The following is a 14,681-nucleotide window of genomic DNA, read 5'->3' on the forward strand; positions in this document are numbered from 1 at the left end:
GTGGTGGTGGCGGCGCGGGCCACGGCCTACTGCCCGTTCTTGACGAGCGTCGGGTGGACGGTCGCGGCGATCTGCCGCACGGTGTCGGCGTTGCGGATCCCGGCGATCGTGGTGACCTCGGAGCCGATCCGCAGGAAGTGCCCCTCCTGCACGGCCTTGAGCCCCTGCGTCGCCGGGAAGCCCTTGAGGAACGCCTCGGCCTCGTCGAAGGCCTTGCGGTCGGCGTCCGCGCTGCCCCGGTTGCGCACGGCGAGCTGGATCCAGTCCGGGTTCTTCGCCACCACGTCCTCCCAGGAGACGGGCCGGAAGTCGGCGTCGCAGTCGGAGAACACGTTGCGCGCGCCGGCCAGGGTGATCACCGCGTTGGCGATCTGCTTGCCGCAGACGGCCATCGGTTGCTTTGTACCGGCGTCGAAGTCGAAGAGGAAGTACCCGGGACGCTGCGCCTCCGGTACGCCCGCGGTGGCGTTCTTGACCTCATTGATCTGCTGGTCCATCGCGGCGACCAGTTCTCCGGCCCGGGCGGCCGTCCCGGTGACCGCGCCCAGGCGGCGCACATCCTCCGCCACCCCGGCCAGGTCGGTGCGCGGCCCGGCGGCGGCCTTCGGACCGGTCGCGCAGGCCGTGGAGAGCAGCAGCACGTGCTGCATGCCGACCGCCTTCAGCTCCTCCTCGGTCGGCCCGGCACCCGCGGCGCCCATCATCGGCATCGGTCCGAAGGTGTCCACGTAGAGGTCCGCGCCGGAGCCCAGCAGCTTCTCCTTGGGGATCAGGGTGTCACCGAGCACCGGCACCTTGGCGCCCTGCTCGGCCACGGCCGCCGGCAGGCTGCCCTTCCCGGGCGGGAACCCCGTCCCGATGACCCGGTCACCGACCCCCAGCTGGAGCAGCATCTCCAGACCGGCGGCGTCGGTGGTGACGATCTTCTGCGGTGCCCGGGCGACCGTCGTCTCCTTGCCCGCGCAGTCGGCCACCTTCACCGGAAACGCGCCGGCGGCGGACGCCTGTGGGCTCCCGCCGCCGTTCGTGGTGTCGCCGCTCCCGTCACCGCCGCTGGAACAGCCCGTGGCGAACAGGGCGACGGCTGCCGCGATACCGCAGAAGACGCGAGGGCGCATCAGTAACTCTCCTGGTCAATGGTCGTGCTCGGGTTCGTCCTGTGAACCCGGACCAGTAGTCGGCCGCTGTGCCCGGACGGTTCCCGGAACTTTGCCCTCCCGGCCACCGGCGGGGCGGTTAGGGTTGCGCAGTGAGTTTCCATTCGACGGACGGGACGCCGGGGGGCGGTGCGCCGGGGCACGGTACGGCGGGGCACGGTGCGGCGGGGGACGGTACGGCGGGGGACGGTACGGGAGGTCGTCCGGTGGTCGACGATCTCGGGCTGGTCGTGCCGCTTCCCGGGGCAGGGGCAGGGGCGGGCGGCGAGGCCGGGGTGGTGCGGCGGGTGGTGTCGCTGGTGCCCTCGCTCACCGAGGCCGTGGCCGCCACCGCGCCCGAACTGCTGGCCGGAGTCACCGACTGGTGCAGCCACCCCGCCGACCTGGCCGTCCCCCGGATCGGCGGCACCAAGAACCCCGACCCGGCCCGGATCGTCGCGCTCGCGCCGGACCTCGTGATCGCCAACGACGAGGAGAACCGCCGGCCCGACCTCGACGCGCTGCGGGCGGCCGGACTGCCGGTCTGGGTCACCGACATCCGCACCCTCGACCAGGCGTTCCACTCCCTGGACCGGCTGCTCACCGTCGGCTGCGGCCTGCCCCGCCCCGCCTGGCTGGACGCCGCCGAGGCCGCCTGGGCCGACGTCCGGCCGCTGCCGGGCCCGGCCCGCCGGGCGGTCGTGCCGATCTGGCGCCGCCCGTGGATGGTGCTGGGCCACGACACCTTCGCCGGCGACCTGCTGCGCCGCCTCGGTCTGCTCCTCCCGCACGCCGAGGACCCGGCCCGGCCGGAGCGCTACCCCGCCGTCCCGCTGCCGGAACTGCTCGCCGGCCGCCCCGACCTGGTCGTCCTGCCCGACGAGCCCTACCGGTTCACCGCCGAGGACGGCCCGGAGGCCTTCCCGGGCGTCCCCGCCGCACTGGTGAGCGGACGCCACCTCACCTGGTACGGGCCGTCCCTGGTGGAGGCTCCGGCGGTCCTGGCGGAGCAGCTGGCACGCGCGCTCCCCGGCCGGTCCCCGGGTAACCCGTCCCCCGGGTAACCGGTCCCCCGCTCAAGGGGCGGAGCAGCCGGAGGGTCAGGACAGGGTGACGGCCGCCTCGTCCAGGGTGAGGGTCCGGGCGGTGGCGTCGACGGTCGCCCGGACACCGAGCGGCAACGGCGGATTGGGACCGGCGTGGCCGAGTTCCACCCCGCCGAGCACCGGGATCGGCCGGGCACCGAGCACGTCGAGCACGACCTCGCGCAGCGACGGCGCCGGGACCCCCTCCCCGCAGCCCGCGGCGGTGACCCGGAGCGGCACCCCGACCACCATCGCCGAGATCCGGTCGAGCACTCCTGCCAGCCGGAGCAGGTGCAGGTCCTGCCAGACCGCCGACAGCGGACGGTCCACCTCCTCCCAGAACAGCACCGCACCGTCGAAGCGTTCGACCGGAAGCGCCAACGGCGTCGCCTGGAGCGCGGTCAGCCGGCCGAGCAGACCGCCGATCAGCGGCCCGCCGGCCCGGCCGGGCCGCCAGCACTCCCGGCCTCCGGGCGGCAGCCGGAGCCCGGGGAGCGGGCCCAGCGGCGCGGGGTCGGTGAGAACGCGGCGGTACAGGTCGGCCAGGAGCTCGGCGCTGCCCCCGGAGGGTCCGGCGTGCCAGGAGCCGCCGAGCCCGTAGGTGGCCATGTCGCCGTGCAGACCGACGAGACCGGTCCTGGCATGCAGTGCGAGCAGGAGCAGGGACACGTCGCTGCATCCCAGTACCGGCTTGGGATCGGCGCGGACGGCGTCGAAGTCCAGTCGGTCCAGCCAGCCGGCCACCGCCTGCCCACCGGTGTGCGCGACGATCGCCCGGACCTCCCGGTCCCGCAGCAACCGGTTGAACTCCTCGGCCTGTTCCTCCGGCGCACCGGCCGCCCACCAGCGGCGGCGCCCGGGCTCCGTGAGCGGTGCGCGGCGGACCCGGAACCCCATCGCCGTGAGAGTCCCGACACCCCGGTCCAGCAATGGCAGGGCGTCACCCTCCAGCGGTCCGGCGGGCGCCGCTACCGCGACGAGGTCCCCCGGAGCAAGGGCACGGGGGCGCAGGACGTCCAGCACGAGCGGACTCCGGTCGGTCGAGGCGGGTCCGGCCGTGCGGCGTCCGGACGGTCCGTCGGGAGGTTCCGGCGGATGTGCCGAGTCTCGATCTCGAACGTCTATTCGACAACTGGTTTTCCGGGGCCTTTTGCCGCTTCGGGCAGCACGACGGCCCGGGCGGTCGCGGTCGGTGCCCCGCGCCCACCCGGGCCGTCGTCGTCCGGGCGTCAGGCTCGGGCGGCGGTCACGGCGGCGCCCAGCGCCTCCTTGATGCGCGGGCCCAGTCGGGCGAAGCCCAGCTCCTTCATCGCCGCACGGAGCAGCTCCTCGTCACTGCGCGCGACGCCGTCCGCGTCGATCCAGCGCACGACCGCGAGCAGTTCCTCCGCCGAGTACGCGGTCACCGGTCGGCCCGGCGTGAACTCCGGCTTCGCCGGGGGCACGGCCGCTGCGGTCTCGGCAGCAGGCTCCTCGACGACGACGGCCGGTGCCTCCGCAACCGGCTCGGCCTCGACGACGGGCTCGCTCTCGACGGCGACAACCTCGGAGACGACTGCCTCGACAGTCTCGGTCTCGGTCTCGGTCTCGGTCTCGGTCTCGGCAGCAGGCTCCTCGACGACAACGGCCGGCGCCTCCGCAACCGGCTCGGCCTCGACGACGGGCTCGCTCTCGACGGCGACAACCTCGGAGACGACTGCCTCGACAGTCTCGGTCTGAACCTCGGCCTCGGCCTGGACCTCGGTCTGGGCCTCGGCGGGCGCGGGCACCTCGGCAACGACCTCCGCCTCCGGCTCGACCTCGGGCTCGACCTCGGGCTCGACGGTCGGCGCGACCTCCGCGACCTCCGCGACCTCCGCGACCTCCGCGACCTCCGCGACCTCCGCGACCTCCGCGACCTCCGCGACCTCCGCGACCTCCGCGACCGGAGCCTCGTCCACGGCCTCGGTAGTGGCGGTCGGCTCAGCGACGGTCGGCTCGGCGTCGACCGGGGCCTCGGCCACCGGCTCGATCTCGGCGGGAGCCTCCAGGACGGGCTCCTCCTCGACCTCGACCGTGGCCCCGGTGACGGCCTCGACCACGGGCTCGGGCTCGGCGATCGGCTCAGGGGCCTCTTCCACCGTGCTCGGCTCGGCCTCGGCCTCGATCTCCGGCGCGGTGGCCTCGACCACGGGCTCGACGACGACTGCCTCGACCTCCGGCGCGGCCTCGACTGCGGCCTCGACTGCGGGCTCCGGCTCGACCACCGGCTCCGCCTCGGTCACGACCTCGGCCACAGCCTCGACCTCGGCGGGGGCGATGGCCTCCACCTCGGGGGCGGAGGGCTGGACCGGCGGGGCGGGGGTGGCGCCGAGGAGATCGTCGGCGGCGGGCGAGGGGGCCGGGAGGGCGACGACGAGCGGCTGCTCCTCGACCGGGGCCTCCGGGCTGTCCGCCTCGGCCACGGGCTCGGCGGTGACGGCCTCGACCTCGGCCTCGACCTCCGGCGTCTCGGTGTCCGCCTCGGTGCCCACCTCGGCGGCCGCCCCGGTCTCCTCCGTACCCGTCACATCGGCCGTCGTCCCGGCCGTCGTGTCGGCCGCCGCATCGGCGGCCTCCTCGACCGGCGGCACCAGACCGTCGCGCTGCCCGCCCGCGAGCGCCTGGCGGGCGGCGTAGGCGGCCTCGGCGGCGCGGCGGTCCGCGCGGGCGGCGGCGAGCTCGGTGAGGAGCTCGCCGAGCCCTGCCTCCTCCAGGGTGCCGCGCAGCCCGTTGACGGTGGGCAAGCGGTAGAGGGTGCCCTCGTCGGCGGCGAGGCGGTCGACCAGGTCGACGAGGTCCGGGAAGGACAGCGCGTCCAGGTCCTGGCCGGGCAGCAGGCGGGCGAGCTCCCGCACTCCGGTGTTGATCGCCTCGAAGGCCTGCGCCGTGCGGTGGGCGAGGGCGGCGTCCGACGGCGCGGTGGGCAGGGTGCCGGCCGGCGCGAGGGCGGCCCAGGCCCGGCGCTCGACCGCGGCGGAGGCGAGTGCCTCGTGCAGGTCCTGGCCGCGGGGGCGGCCGCTGGTGACGGCGAGGGCGGCGGCCTGCTTGCGCAGCGACCGGCCCCGCAGCCAGGACAGCTTGACGCCCTGCTCGCGCCGCCACGTCCGCTCGGCGGTGGCCGCGATCAGCGAGTCGAGGTCGGCCTCGTACGCGGCGGGGGCGAGCACGGTCGAGGTGCGGCGCAGGAGCTGGAGCATCTCGACGAGCACGGCGGTCTTGCCGACGGTGTCCGGCGCGTCGATCCGCACGTCGGCGGCGAGCGCGGTGACGTCGTCCCAGACCTGCTGGAGGTCGTGTCCGCGCAGCTCGGCGAGGACGGTCGACGCGGCGCGGGCGTCCTCGGGGGTGGCGACGGTGTCCAGGGCCGCGTACCAGGGATGCGTGTCGGCGGTCAGGGTGAAGGCACCGAGTTCGGCGTAGCGGCCGAGTTCCTCGCGGAGGTCGGTGTCGGTGGTGGTCGCGGCGGCCGCGGTGTCCGTGGCCGTGGTGTCCTTGACGTCTGCGGAGCCGGCTGCGTCGGCCGCGTCGGCGTTGCGGGAGTGAAGCACTGTCATGTGAGGTCCGGTTCTGGGCGGCTGCGGCGGGGGCGTGGGCTGGCGGCGAGGGGGCGGCGGTCCGGGTGCGCGGTGCGGCCCCGGCGGATGGGGCTGAGGGGGCGCGCGGTAGGGCTGCCGGTCGGAGGCCAAGAATACGGGTGCCCGTTCGAGCCATGCACGCACCCACCGCCCCTCGGGGCGGTGTGGCGTGCCACGGCGCCCGGCCGGGCGCCACCGGGGAGGGCCGGTCGGGTGGTCGGCGTCACCGGCCGTCATCCGGTCATCGCCCGTTCGGGGCACGCCGGGAACGGCCGTCCGGGTCCGTACCGTCCGCCCCGGCCGTGCCCGGGGCCGGTGGCGGATGGTGTCCCGCGCGGGCGAGGGCGGCGAGGTCGACCGGCGCGAGGTACTCGGTCAGCGGTGTCCGGTGCCACCAGGCGCGGGTCTGCCGCAGTTCGCGCCAATCGGTGAACCGGTAGCGGTGGAGGGTCGCCCGGACGTGGGTCGGCGGGGTGTCCGGGAACGGGTTGTGCCGGAGCAGGCGCAGGGTGTCCCGGTCGTTGACGAGCAGCCGGGCGACGAACGGCAGGAACCACGGCCGGGCGTACCCGGTGGAGATCGCGGCGAACCACATCAGCCAGTCCAGCCGCAGGTGGTAGGGGGCGTACTGGCGGGGGCGGCGGCGGACGTCGCCGGGTTTGCCCTTGAACCCGTACTCCTTCCACACGGTGTGCCGGGTGACCACCGCCTCGTCCGTCCCTTCGAGCACGACCTCCTGCCGGACGCGGCCGACGCTGCCGAACGCGCCGTACGTGTTGACCAGATGGAGGCGGTTGAAGGAACGGTTCATGACCTGCCGGGGCGAGACCATGTTGCGGACCGGCCAGTAGCTCAGGACGAGCACGGCGGCGGTGAGTGCCAGTGCCAGGGCCTCGAACCAGACCGGGGCGGCGGGGTAGGCGCGCGGGTGGACCGGCAGGCCGAGGCGGGCCGGGTCGACGGCGGCGAGGGCGAGCGCGACGGTGAGCCAGTTGAGCCAGGCGAAGTTGCCGGAGGCGACCAGCCAGAGCTGGGTGGCGACGACGACGCAGGCGCCGAAGGTCGCCACGGGCTGCGGGAGGAGCAGGCAGACCGGGACGAGGAGTTGGGTCAGGTGGTTGGCGGCCGCCTCGACGCGGTGCAGCGGCCCGGGCAGGTGGTGGAAGAACCAGCTGAGCGGACCGGGCATCGGCTGGGTCTCGTGGTGGTAGCGCAGGCAGGTCAGATCGCGCCAGCAGCTGTCGCCGCGCAGTTTGATCAGTCCGGCGCCGAACTCGACCCGGAAGACCAGCCACCGCAGCAGCCACAGGACGGGGACGGGCGGTGCGGTGTCGGCGTTGCCGAGGAAGGCGGCCAGGAAGCCCGCTTCGAGCAGCAACGATTCCCATCCGAACGAGTACCAGGTCTGCCCGACATTGACGATCGACAGGTAGAGGACCCACAGCACCGCCCAGCAGAGCATCGACACCCCGAGCGGGACGGCGTCCCCGAGGCCGCCGAGGAGGGCGGCGGAGAGCGCCGCGCCGGTCAGGGCCGCGGCGGCGAAGAAGCGGTCGCTGTAGTGGAGGTGGAAGAGTCCGGGCGCCTGCCGGAACGGGACCCGGGCGGTGAACCGGGGGACGGGGAGCATGCCGCGGCTGCCGATCAGCGCGCGGAACTGCCGGGCGGCGGCCAGGAACGCGATCAGGTAGAGGGCGGCCAGCATCCGTTGCACGAGCAGTCTGCTGAGCCAGTACTCGGGGGCGGCGAACCACTGCATGCGGCCCATGCCTACCACCGGCGGCGGCCGCGGGGGCCGGTCCGGCGGGACGGCGGCGGGCGGTTCACCCGGACAGCAGCGCGGCGGGGAGCCTCTCCTCGGGGGTGAGAGGCGCCCCGCCACGGTGGGACGGCTCGCCGTCGCGGACGGCCGGCGCCGCGGTCCCGCCACGACGCGCGGTCGGGGCGCGTCCGGGACCTGGCCGGTGCGTGGTGGTCGGCGCTCGGTGGTCGGTGCTTGACGATGGGTGCTCGGTGGTCGGTGCGGCGGTCGGACTGTCTGGCTGTCTGGCTGTCTGGCTGTCTGGCTGTCTGGACATGGTCGGGGCGCGGTGCCGCCGCGGTGGCGGCCGGTGCTGCGCCGTACGGAACTCCGGTGGTGCGTGCGCGGTCCGGGGGGTGACCCGCACGCGGTCCGACGGCCGGGCCGGTGGTGATCAGCCCGGCAGGACGAGGCCGGTCTCCCCCGCTCCGAGGCCGGGGCGGCCGACCGGGGCGGTGCCGTTCTGCTGAAGGCGGTCCACCAGGAGGGCCGCGAGGGTGCCGAGTTCCTCCTCGGTGCGGGACTGCGCGGTGACGTCCATGCCGACCGTCAGCACGCCGGTGACCTGGCCGGTGCGGGCGGTGCGCAGCGGGGTGCAGGTGAAGCTGAAGATCTGCTGCCCGCGCTGGGCCTCGGGGCGCAGGGACTGGACCCGCACCTCGTTGAGGACGGTGGCGCGGCCGGTGTGGTAGGCCTCGGAGACAGCCTGCTGGAGACCGGCGGCGCCGAGCTGGGGGTAGGCCAGGCCGACGGCGCCGTACGCCGCCGGGGCGCCGAAGGTGTCGGCGTGCTGGGCGTTGGCGTAGCGGATCTCCTGGCCGGGCCCGTCGGTGAGCATGATCGGGAACGGCGAGCCGTCGAAGGCCGCGAACATCTCCTGCTGCTGGGCGAGCAGGTTGTCGCGCAGGCGGATCTCGGAGAGCAGCGCCTCGGCGAGGTGCTGGATGTCGCGGAGCCGCTCGCGGCCCCACTGGCGGGGTTCGCGGTCGAGCACGCAGACGGTGCCGATGACGGTGTTGGTGTCGTCGACGAGCGGGGCGCCGAGGTAGGCCCGGACACCCAGTTCGTCGACGACCGGGTTCCCCGCGAACCGGGGGTAGGCGAGGATGTCGTCGAGCGCGAGGGGGGAACGCTGCGCGACGACGTGGGGGCAGAAGCCGTGACTCAGCGGCATCTCCCGGGTCGGAAGGTCGAAGGCGATGCCGCGATCGGCCCACGAGGAGCCTTCTTCGGCCACCGCGTCGGTGGAGTTTGGCGGGATGTAGAGCCCCCGGAACATCTGGCGCTCGTCGTTGATGAAGTTGACCATCGCGATGGGGGCGCGGGTGATGCTGGCGGCCAGGTGGGCGAAGCGGTCGAAGGCCTCGTCCGCGGTGGGCTCGTTGAGTCCCAGGCTGCGCAGCCTGCGGGCCCTCTCGGACTCGCCGGCGGCACCCGGGAACTGGCCTTGAGTGCTCATCACATCAGTCATGGCGCACATGTAATCAGACATGCGGCGCCTTACGCGCTCCCGACCCCTCCCCTTACTCACTGCTGATGCTCAGTCAAAGCCGCATGTCGGCGGCGAGGCGGCGGGCGGCCCACCGGCGGGCGGCGGCGGACGGACCGGCGGGCCGCCGGGCGGGAACGGATCGGGAACCGCCGGGCAACGGGCACGGGAAGCGGCGGACAACCGGAACGGGACCCGACGGAAACCCTGGATCCCAAAAGCGGGACAGGTCACTTCCCCGCCTCGCGTCCCTCTAATCCCCGACTGTCCGCGAACGGCCCGAATCGCGCCAATCCAAGATCCACTGTAGAGCGCTTCCGACGCACATATGACAATGAGCCCTGCCGAAAAACGGCGGTCCCCAAGGGCAGCGTGGGCCACCGCCGGCACATCCGCACGCACCGGCTGCAACTCAGGGGCAACCGGCCGCCACCGTCACTCCCCCACCCCTCGGCGGCCGAAGCGGATCGGCTGCACGGACGGAGGCACATCCACCGAACCACCCGAACCGAGAGGACCTGGCATGGCGATGGACTACTTCACCGACGAGCGACACGAGAGCCTCCGAGCGGAGGTACGCGAGTTCGCGGAGAAGGAAGTACGCCCTCAGGTGGCCAGAATGGAGGCCGAGCGCCAGGTCGAATTCGAGCTCGCGCGGGAGATCGCCCGCCGTGGCTGGATCGGCGTCACCATCCCGCGGGAATTCGGCGGACTGGGGCTGGGTCACCTGGCCAAAACCGTGATCGTCGAGGAACTCTCACGCGTCAGCGGCGCGATGGGGGCGATCGCGCAGGCCTCGCAGCTCGGTGTCGCCAAGGTCATCCACTTCGGCAGCGACTCCCAGCGCCGCCACTGGCTGCCCAGGTTCGCCAACGGGACGGCGCTGCCCACGATCGCCGTCACCGAACCGGAGTCCGGCGGCCATGTGCTCGGCATGAGCGGCACCGCCCGGCGCGAGGGCGACGAGTACGTGCTCAACGGCCGCAAGTGGTTCGTGGGCAACTCGCACATCGGCGACGTGCACGGCGTGGTGCTCCGCACCGGCGAGGGCAGCAAGGGGCTGTCCGCGTTCCTGGTGGAGAGCGACCGTCCGGGCTTCCGCACCGGCGAGCTGGGCTCGCAGAGCGGTCTGCACGGCTTCAGTTTCGGCGAACTCGTCTTCGAGGACTGCCGGATCCCGGTCTCCAACCGGCTCGGCCTGGAGAGCCAGGGCCTGGACGTGGCCTACTCGTCCTCGACCCTCTACGGGCGGCTGAACCTGGCGGCGGTCGCGCTCGGCATCCACCGGGCGATCGTCGAGGACACCGCGCGGTTCGCCGAGGAGCGCATCATGTACGGCAAGCCGCTGTCCCAACTGCCGAACATCGCGCTCAAGCTGGGCGAGATGCAGTCCCGGCTGATGACCGCCAAGCTCGCCGCGTACCACGCCTCGCACCTGCTGGACCACGGCCGGCCGTGCGACGCCGAGCTGATGAACGCCAAGCTGATCAACACCGAGTACACGCTGGACTCGGCGCGCAACGCGATGGAGATCCACGCCGCCCGCGGCCTGCACGCCGACTTCCACATCGAGCGCTACCTGCGCGACGCCACCCACGTCTACCCGCCGGCCGGCACCTCGGACGTCCAGCGGCTGCGGCTCGGCCAGGTGGCCTCGGGCACCTACGGGAAGCAGTGGTCGGCCGAACTCTCCGATCTGGCCAGCTGGGCGTGGACCGAGCTGGCCGAGCGCGAGAACCGGGCGGAGACGGAGGCGCAGGCGCAGGGTGCGTCGGCGTCCGTGCTGCGGATGCCGCTGGCGGGCTGAACCGGGCGGCGCCGGGACCTCCCCACGGGTCTCTCCGTCGTTCTCCCCCGGTTCCCCCGTTGATCCCCCGGCCGTTCCCCGGCGGTTCCCCAGCGATTCCCCGGCGCTGCGGCAGCGCTCCGGCGGCGGTCCTCCCGGTGCTTCCCGGTCGCTCCGACGTCGGGCGGCGTCCCGTGGAACCCTTGCTCTTGACACGTCCCTGACGGCTTTCCGGGGGCCGAACCCCGGCCCCCGGAAAGCCGTCAGGCCCGTCCCGCACCTCCTCCGACCTGCCGCGACGACCCCCGGTGTCCACCCCGGGCGGCCCCGCCTCCCCGTCATCGCCCGTTCACATATCGTCAGTTGATGTTGCCCAGAGGGCACCTGAGGCTGGTAGCGTGCCTGCAGTCGGCGGCCGTGCAGCATCCGTCCGGACGGTGACCACACGTCACCACCTCCGGCAACCCTCCGGGCACCGCCGGCCGTGGCGCCCCGCGACCGCGGTCGGACCGCACACGGACAACCGCCGTTCGGCCCTGCTACAAGGAATCAGATGCCAGGCATATCGGCCCCCCGGACGGGCCACCGCGCCGGCCGGTCCGGCTCCCTCCGCAGCTCGCTCCTCGCCCTCGCGGTGGTCCCCTGCCTCGGCCTCGCCGCCGCCTGGGGCTACGCCGCCTACCTGCTGCGCGACGCCGGGGAGCGCACCGCCGTCTACGGCGGCACCGCGGTGGTCGCCGCCGTCCTGCTCTGGAGCCTGGTCCGCGGCCTGCGCGCCGCGCGCACCCTCCCGGGCCGGCTCGCCGACCTCCACGCCGAGACCCTGTCCCTCGCGCAGCACGAGATCCCGCAGGTCGTCGGCCGGCTCCAGGCCGGCGAATCGGTCCCGACCCCGCCCGCCTGGACCCCGTCCCGGCGGATCGGCGACGAGGTCCAGCAGACCGCCGACGGCCTCGCCGCCGTCCGGCAGGCAGCCGTCGCCGCGATCGTCCACCAGGCCCAGGGCCGCGAGGGGACGAAGAAGGTCTTCCTCAACATCGCCCGGCGCACCCAGATCCTGATCCACCGCCAGATCAGCATGCTGGACGCGCTGGAGCGCGAGCACGAGGAACCCGAGCTGCTGCGCGAACTGTTCGCGGTCGACCACCTCGCCACCCGGATGCGGCGCAACGCCGAGAACCTGGTCATCCTGGGCGGCGCCCTGCCCGCCCGGCGCTGGCGCAACGCCGTCCCCATGGTCAACGTCCTGCGCAGCGCCGTCTCGGAGACCGAGAACTACTCGCGCGTCGTCGTCCAGGGCGTGCCCCGGGCCTCGCTCAGCGGCCAGGCCGTCGCCGACGTGATCCACCTCGTCGCCGAACTGATCGAGAACGGCACCACCTTCTCCCCGCCCTACACCCAGGTGCAGGTCTCCGCGCAGGAAGTGCCCAAGGGCCTGGCGGTGGAGGTCGAGGACCGCGGTCTCGGTATGGCCGAGGACGAGTACGAGCGGCTCAACGACTACCTGGCCAACCCGCCCGAGCTGGACGTCTCCGCGCTCGGCGACGACCTGCGGCTCGGCCTGTTCGTGGTCGCGCGGCTCGCCGCGCGGCACGACATCCAGGTCACCCTGCGGCCCTCCCCGTACGGCGGGACCAGGGCCGTGGTGCTGGTGCCCGCGCTGCTGCTGGAGCAGGCCGGACAGCCGGCCGCCCTTCCAGGCCTGCCGTCCGGCGCCCGGGTCACCCGGACTCCCGTGCCCGACCTGCCGCCCGGCGGCGGGGCGGACGCGGACGCGGAGCTCGGCGAGATCGACCAGGAGCTGTCCGGCGCGCTCGCCGGCGTCCTGGGCGGGCTGCTGGGCACTCCCCGGCCGGGGGCGGAACAGGGGCCCGGGCAGGGGCCCGCGCAGGCGCAGGGTCCGGCGGGTGCCGGCGTCGACGCGGGGACCGAGTACCCCGCGGTCGGCCGGGCGGTGGCCGGGCAGGCAGTGGGCGGTGGGAGCGAGGCCGCCGCGATCGAGGCCGCGGCGGGCGGGCTACCGGCCCTCGGCGCGGCTCCGGCCTTCGCTCCGGCTCCGGGCCAGGCTTTCGCTCCGGTACCCGCCGCGGACCCGGTGCCCTACGCCGACGACCCCGCCGGAGTGCTCGGCGGTACGGCGGACCGGTTCGACGGCAGCGTGGTGATCGGCGAGCTGCTCGCACGCTACCCCCAGGGCGGCACCCGCGACGAGGACGACCCGACGGTCAACGGCGGTCTGCCGGTGGGCTCGTCGATCCCCGGTCTGCCGGGCGCCGTGGTGGTGGCCCGACCGGCCATGCCCCGGCCCTACGGCGAGCCCGGGGACGAGCCCGGCCCGGACGGGGCCGCGGCGGCGCCCGGGACCCCGGAGCCGTCGACGGGCAGTGACGGGCCGGCGGCGACCGCACTCGCGGCGCTCGCGGCCGCCACGGCGGCGGCAGCGACGCCCACGCACCAGCGCGCCGAGGAGACCGCGCCGGAGCACGGCCCCGACGGTGAGCTGCGCACCCCGCGCGTGCTGCCGCAGCGGGTCCGCAACGCCAGCCTCGCCGAGCAGCTGCGCGAGGCCAACGCGCCGGGCGCGGCGTTCGGCCACCTCGGCGCGTACGGACGGCCCGGCGCCCCCGCCCCCGCGCCGTACGGCCGCACCGGCCCGACGGCTCCCGACGGGGCCGACGGCGTCGGAGTCGGCGTCGGCGTCGGCGTCGGCGGAACCGAATCCCTCGGACCGGCCGCGGACGACCCCTCGCCGCAGCGCTCGCGGGCCACCATGGCCGCCATCCAGCGTGGCACCCGCACCGCCCGTGCGACGACACCCGACGCGGACGCGCCGGCCGCGCCGTCAGCGCCGGCCGCACCTTCCGCAGCTAAGGAACAGCAGTGATGACGCAGTACACCGATACCCAGCGCGACCTCAACTGGCTGCTGGACCAGCTGGTGGCGCGGGTCCCGGAGACCCGGCACGCCATCGTCCTCTCCGAGGACGGCCTGCTGATCGGGCTCTCCCAGGACCTCGACCGGGCCGACGCCGAGCACCTGTCGGCGGTGGCCTCCGGTCTGCAGAGCCTCGCCCGCGGCGCCGGCCACCGGTTCAACGGCGGGCGGGTCCGGCAGACCGTGATCGAGATGGACCAGCTGTTCCTGTTCGTCACGACCGCCGGCCAGGGCGCCCGGCTCGCCGTGCTCACCAGCGAGGCGGTCGACGCCGGGCTCATGGCCTACGAGATCAACATGCTGGTGAAGCAGGTCGGCCAGTACCTCACCGCGGCGCCGCGCAGCGACGCCGGCCAGCCGGGCGTGGGTGGCGGTGCGTGACCGTCGACGCCGACGAGGCCTGGTTCTTCGACAAGGACGCGGGCCATCTGGTCCGCCCTTACGCCATCACCAACGGGCGTACCGGACCGGTCCGTGACGGATTCGCGCTGATCACCCTGGTGGTCACCGCCGACCCGCGCACGGACACCAGCCGGTTGACGCCCGAACCGGCCGCGATCCTCGACCTCTGCCGCGAACGCCCGCTGGCGGTGGCCGAGATCGCGGCCACCATGGACCTCCCGGTGAGCGTGGTCAAGGTCTTACTGGACGACCTCGCCGAAGCCAGGATGATCCTCACCCGGGCACCCGTCCAGCTCGCCGAGGCACCGGACATCGCGTTGATCCGGGCCGTGATCGAGGGTGTCCGGCGGCTCTGACCGGCTCGGGCCGCTCCCAACGCGTCGGGACCGTTCCGGCGCCCTCCGCTCCCCTGCTGTTCCGACTTTTCGCTCCTCCGCTCAGTTCCCCTCCAG

10 protein-coding genes are annotated in these 14,681 nt (G+C 74.3%); 5 read left to right on the top strand and 5 right to left on the bottom strand.

All coding sequences use genetic code 11. The features are described 5' to 3' along the window. Nucleotides 1-26 precede the first annotated feature (26 nt). On the bottom strand, nucleotides 27-1,118 hold the full coding sequence (locus tag BLU95_RS10155; RefSeq protein ID WP_093859722.1) for an ABC transporter substrate-binding protein: 1,092 nt from the start codon (nucleotides 1,116-1,118) through the stop codon (nucleotides 27-29). 269 nt (nucleotides 1,119-1,387) lie between these two features. On the opposite strand from BLU95_RS10155, the gene BLU95_RS10160 reads away from it, so the two are divergent. Beyond that, nucleotides 1,388-2,200, top strand: coding sequence for a helical backbone metal receptor (locus tag BLU95_RS10160; RefSeq protein ID WP_502689862.1), 813 nt, complete (start codon nucleotides 1,388-1,390; stop codon nucleotides 2,198-2,200). Between the two features lie 36 nt (nucleotides 2,201-2,236). Here the strand turns inward: BLU95_RS10160 and BLU95_RS10165 are convergent, their stop codons facing one another. From BLU95_RS10165 to BLU95_RS10180, 4 genes are all read right to left on the bottom strand, one after another. Next, the gene (locus BLU95_RS10165; protein ID WP_093859723.1) at nucleotides 2,237-3,244 is read right to left on the bottom strand and encodes a S66 peptidase family protein; all 1,008 of its coding nucleotides are present in this window, start codon (nucleotides 3,242-3,244) and stop codon (nucleotides 2,237-2,239) included. Nucleotides 3,245-3,450: 206 nt separating this feature from the next. Next, the gene (locus BLU95_RS42210; protein ID WP_159424838.1) at nucleotides 3,451-5,796 is read right to left on the bottom strand and encodes a hypothetical protein; all 2,346 of its coding nucleotides are present in this window, start codon (nucleotides 5,794-5,796) and stop codon (nucleotides 3,451-3,453) included. A 262-nt stretch (nucleotides 5,797-6,058) separates the two neighbouring features. Beyond that, complete coding sequence (locus BLU95_RS10175; RefSeq protein WP_093864773.1) at nucleotides 6,059-7,576, bottom strand: lipase maturation factor family protein; 1,518 nt, start codon at nucleotides 7,574-7,576, stop codon at nucleotides 6,059-6,061. 436 nt (nucleotides 7,577-8,012) lie between these two features. Next, nucleotides 8,013-9,089, bottom strand: coding sequence for a GAF domain-containing protein (locus tag BLU95_RS10180; RefSeq protein ID WP_159424839.1), 1,077 nt, complete (start codon nucleotides 9,087-9,089; stop codon nucleotides 8,013-8,015). A 547-nt stretch (nucleotides 9,090-9,636) separates the two neighbouring features. Between BLU95_RS10180 and BLU95_RS10185 the strand changes: the two genes are divergently transcribed. The 4 genes from BLU95_RS10185 to BLU95_RS10200 all read left to right on the top strand — a co-directional run bounded on the left by BLU95_RS10185 (nucleotide 9,637) and on the right by BLU95_RS10200 (nucleotide 14,585). Then, the gene (locus BLU95_RS10185; protein WP_093864774.1) at nucleotides 9,637-10,914 is read left to right on the top strand and encodes an acyl-CoA dehydrogenase family protein; all 1,278 of its coding nucleotides are present in this window, start codon (nucleotides 9,637-9,639) and stop codon (nucleotides 10,912-10,914) included. A 532-nt stretch (nucleotides 10,915-11,446) separates the two neighbouring features. Continuing rightward, complete coding sequence (locus BLU95_RS10190) at nucleotides 11,447-13,777, top strand: sensor histidine kinase (RefSeq protein ID WP_093859726.1); 2,331 nt, start codon at nucleotides 11,447-11,449, stop codon at nucleotides 13,775-13,777. Then, a complete protein-coding gene (locus tag BLU95_RS10195; RefSeq protein WP_030391836.1) occupies nucleotides 13,777-14,208 on the top strand; it encodes a roadblock/LC7 domain-containing protein in 432 nt (143 codons plus the stop codon). Before BLU95_RS10190 ends, BLU95_RS10195 begins: the two co-directional genes overlap by 1 nt. After that, on the top strand, nucleotides 14,205-14,585 hold the full coding sequence (locus tag BLU95_RS10200; RefSeq protein WP_030391835.1) for a DUF742 domain-containing protein: 381 nt from the start codon (nucleotides 14,205-14,207) through the stop codon (nucleotides 14,583-14,585). Before BLU95_RS10195 ends, BLU95_RS10200 begins: the two co-directional genes overlap by 4 nt. Nucleotides 14,586-14,681 lie beyond the last annotated feature (96 nt).

This window comes from Streptomyces sp. TLI_053, from assembly GCF_900105395.1.
GTDB lineage: Bacteria > Actinomycetota > Actinomycetes > Streptomycetales > Streptomycetaceae > Kitasatospora.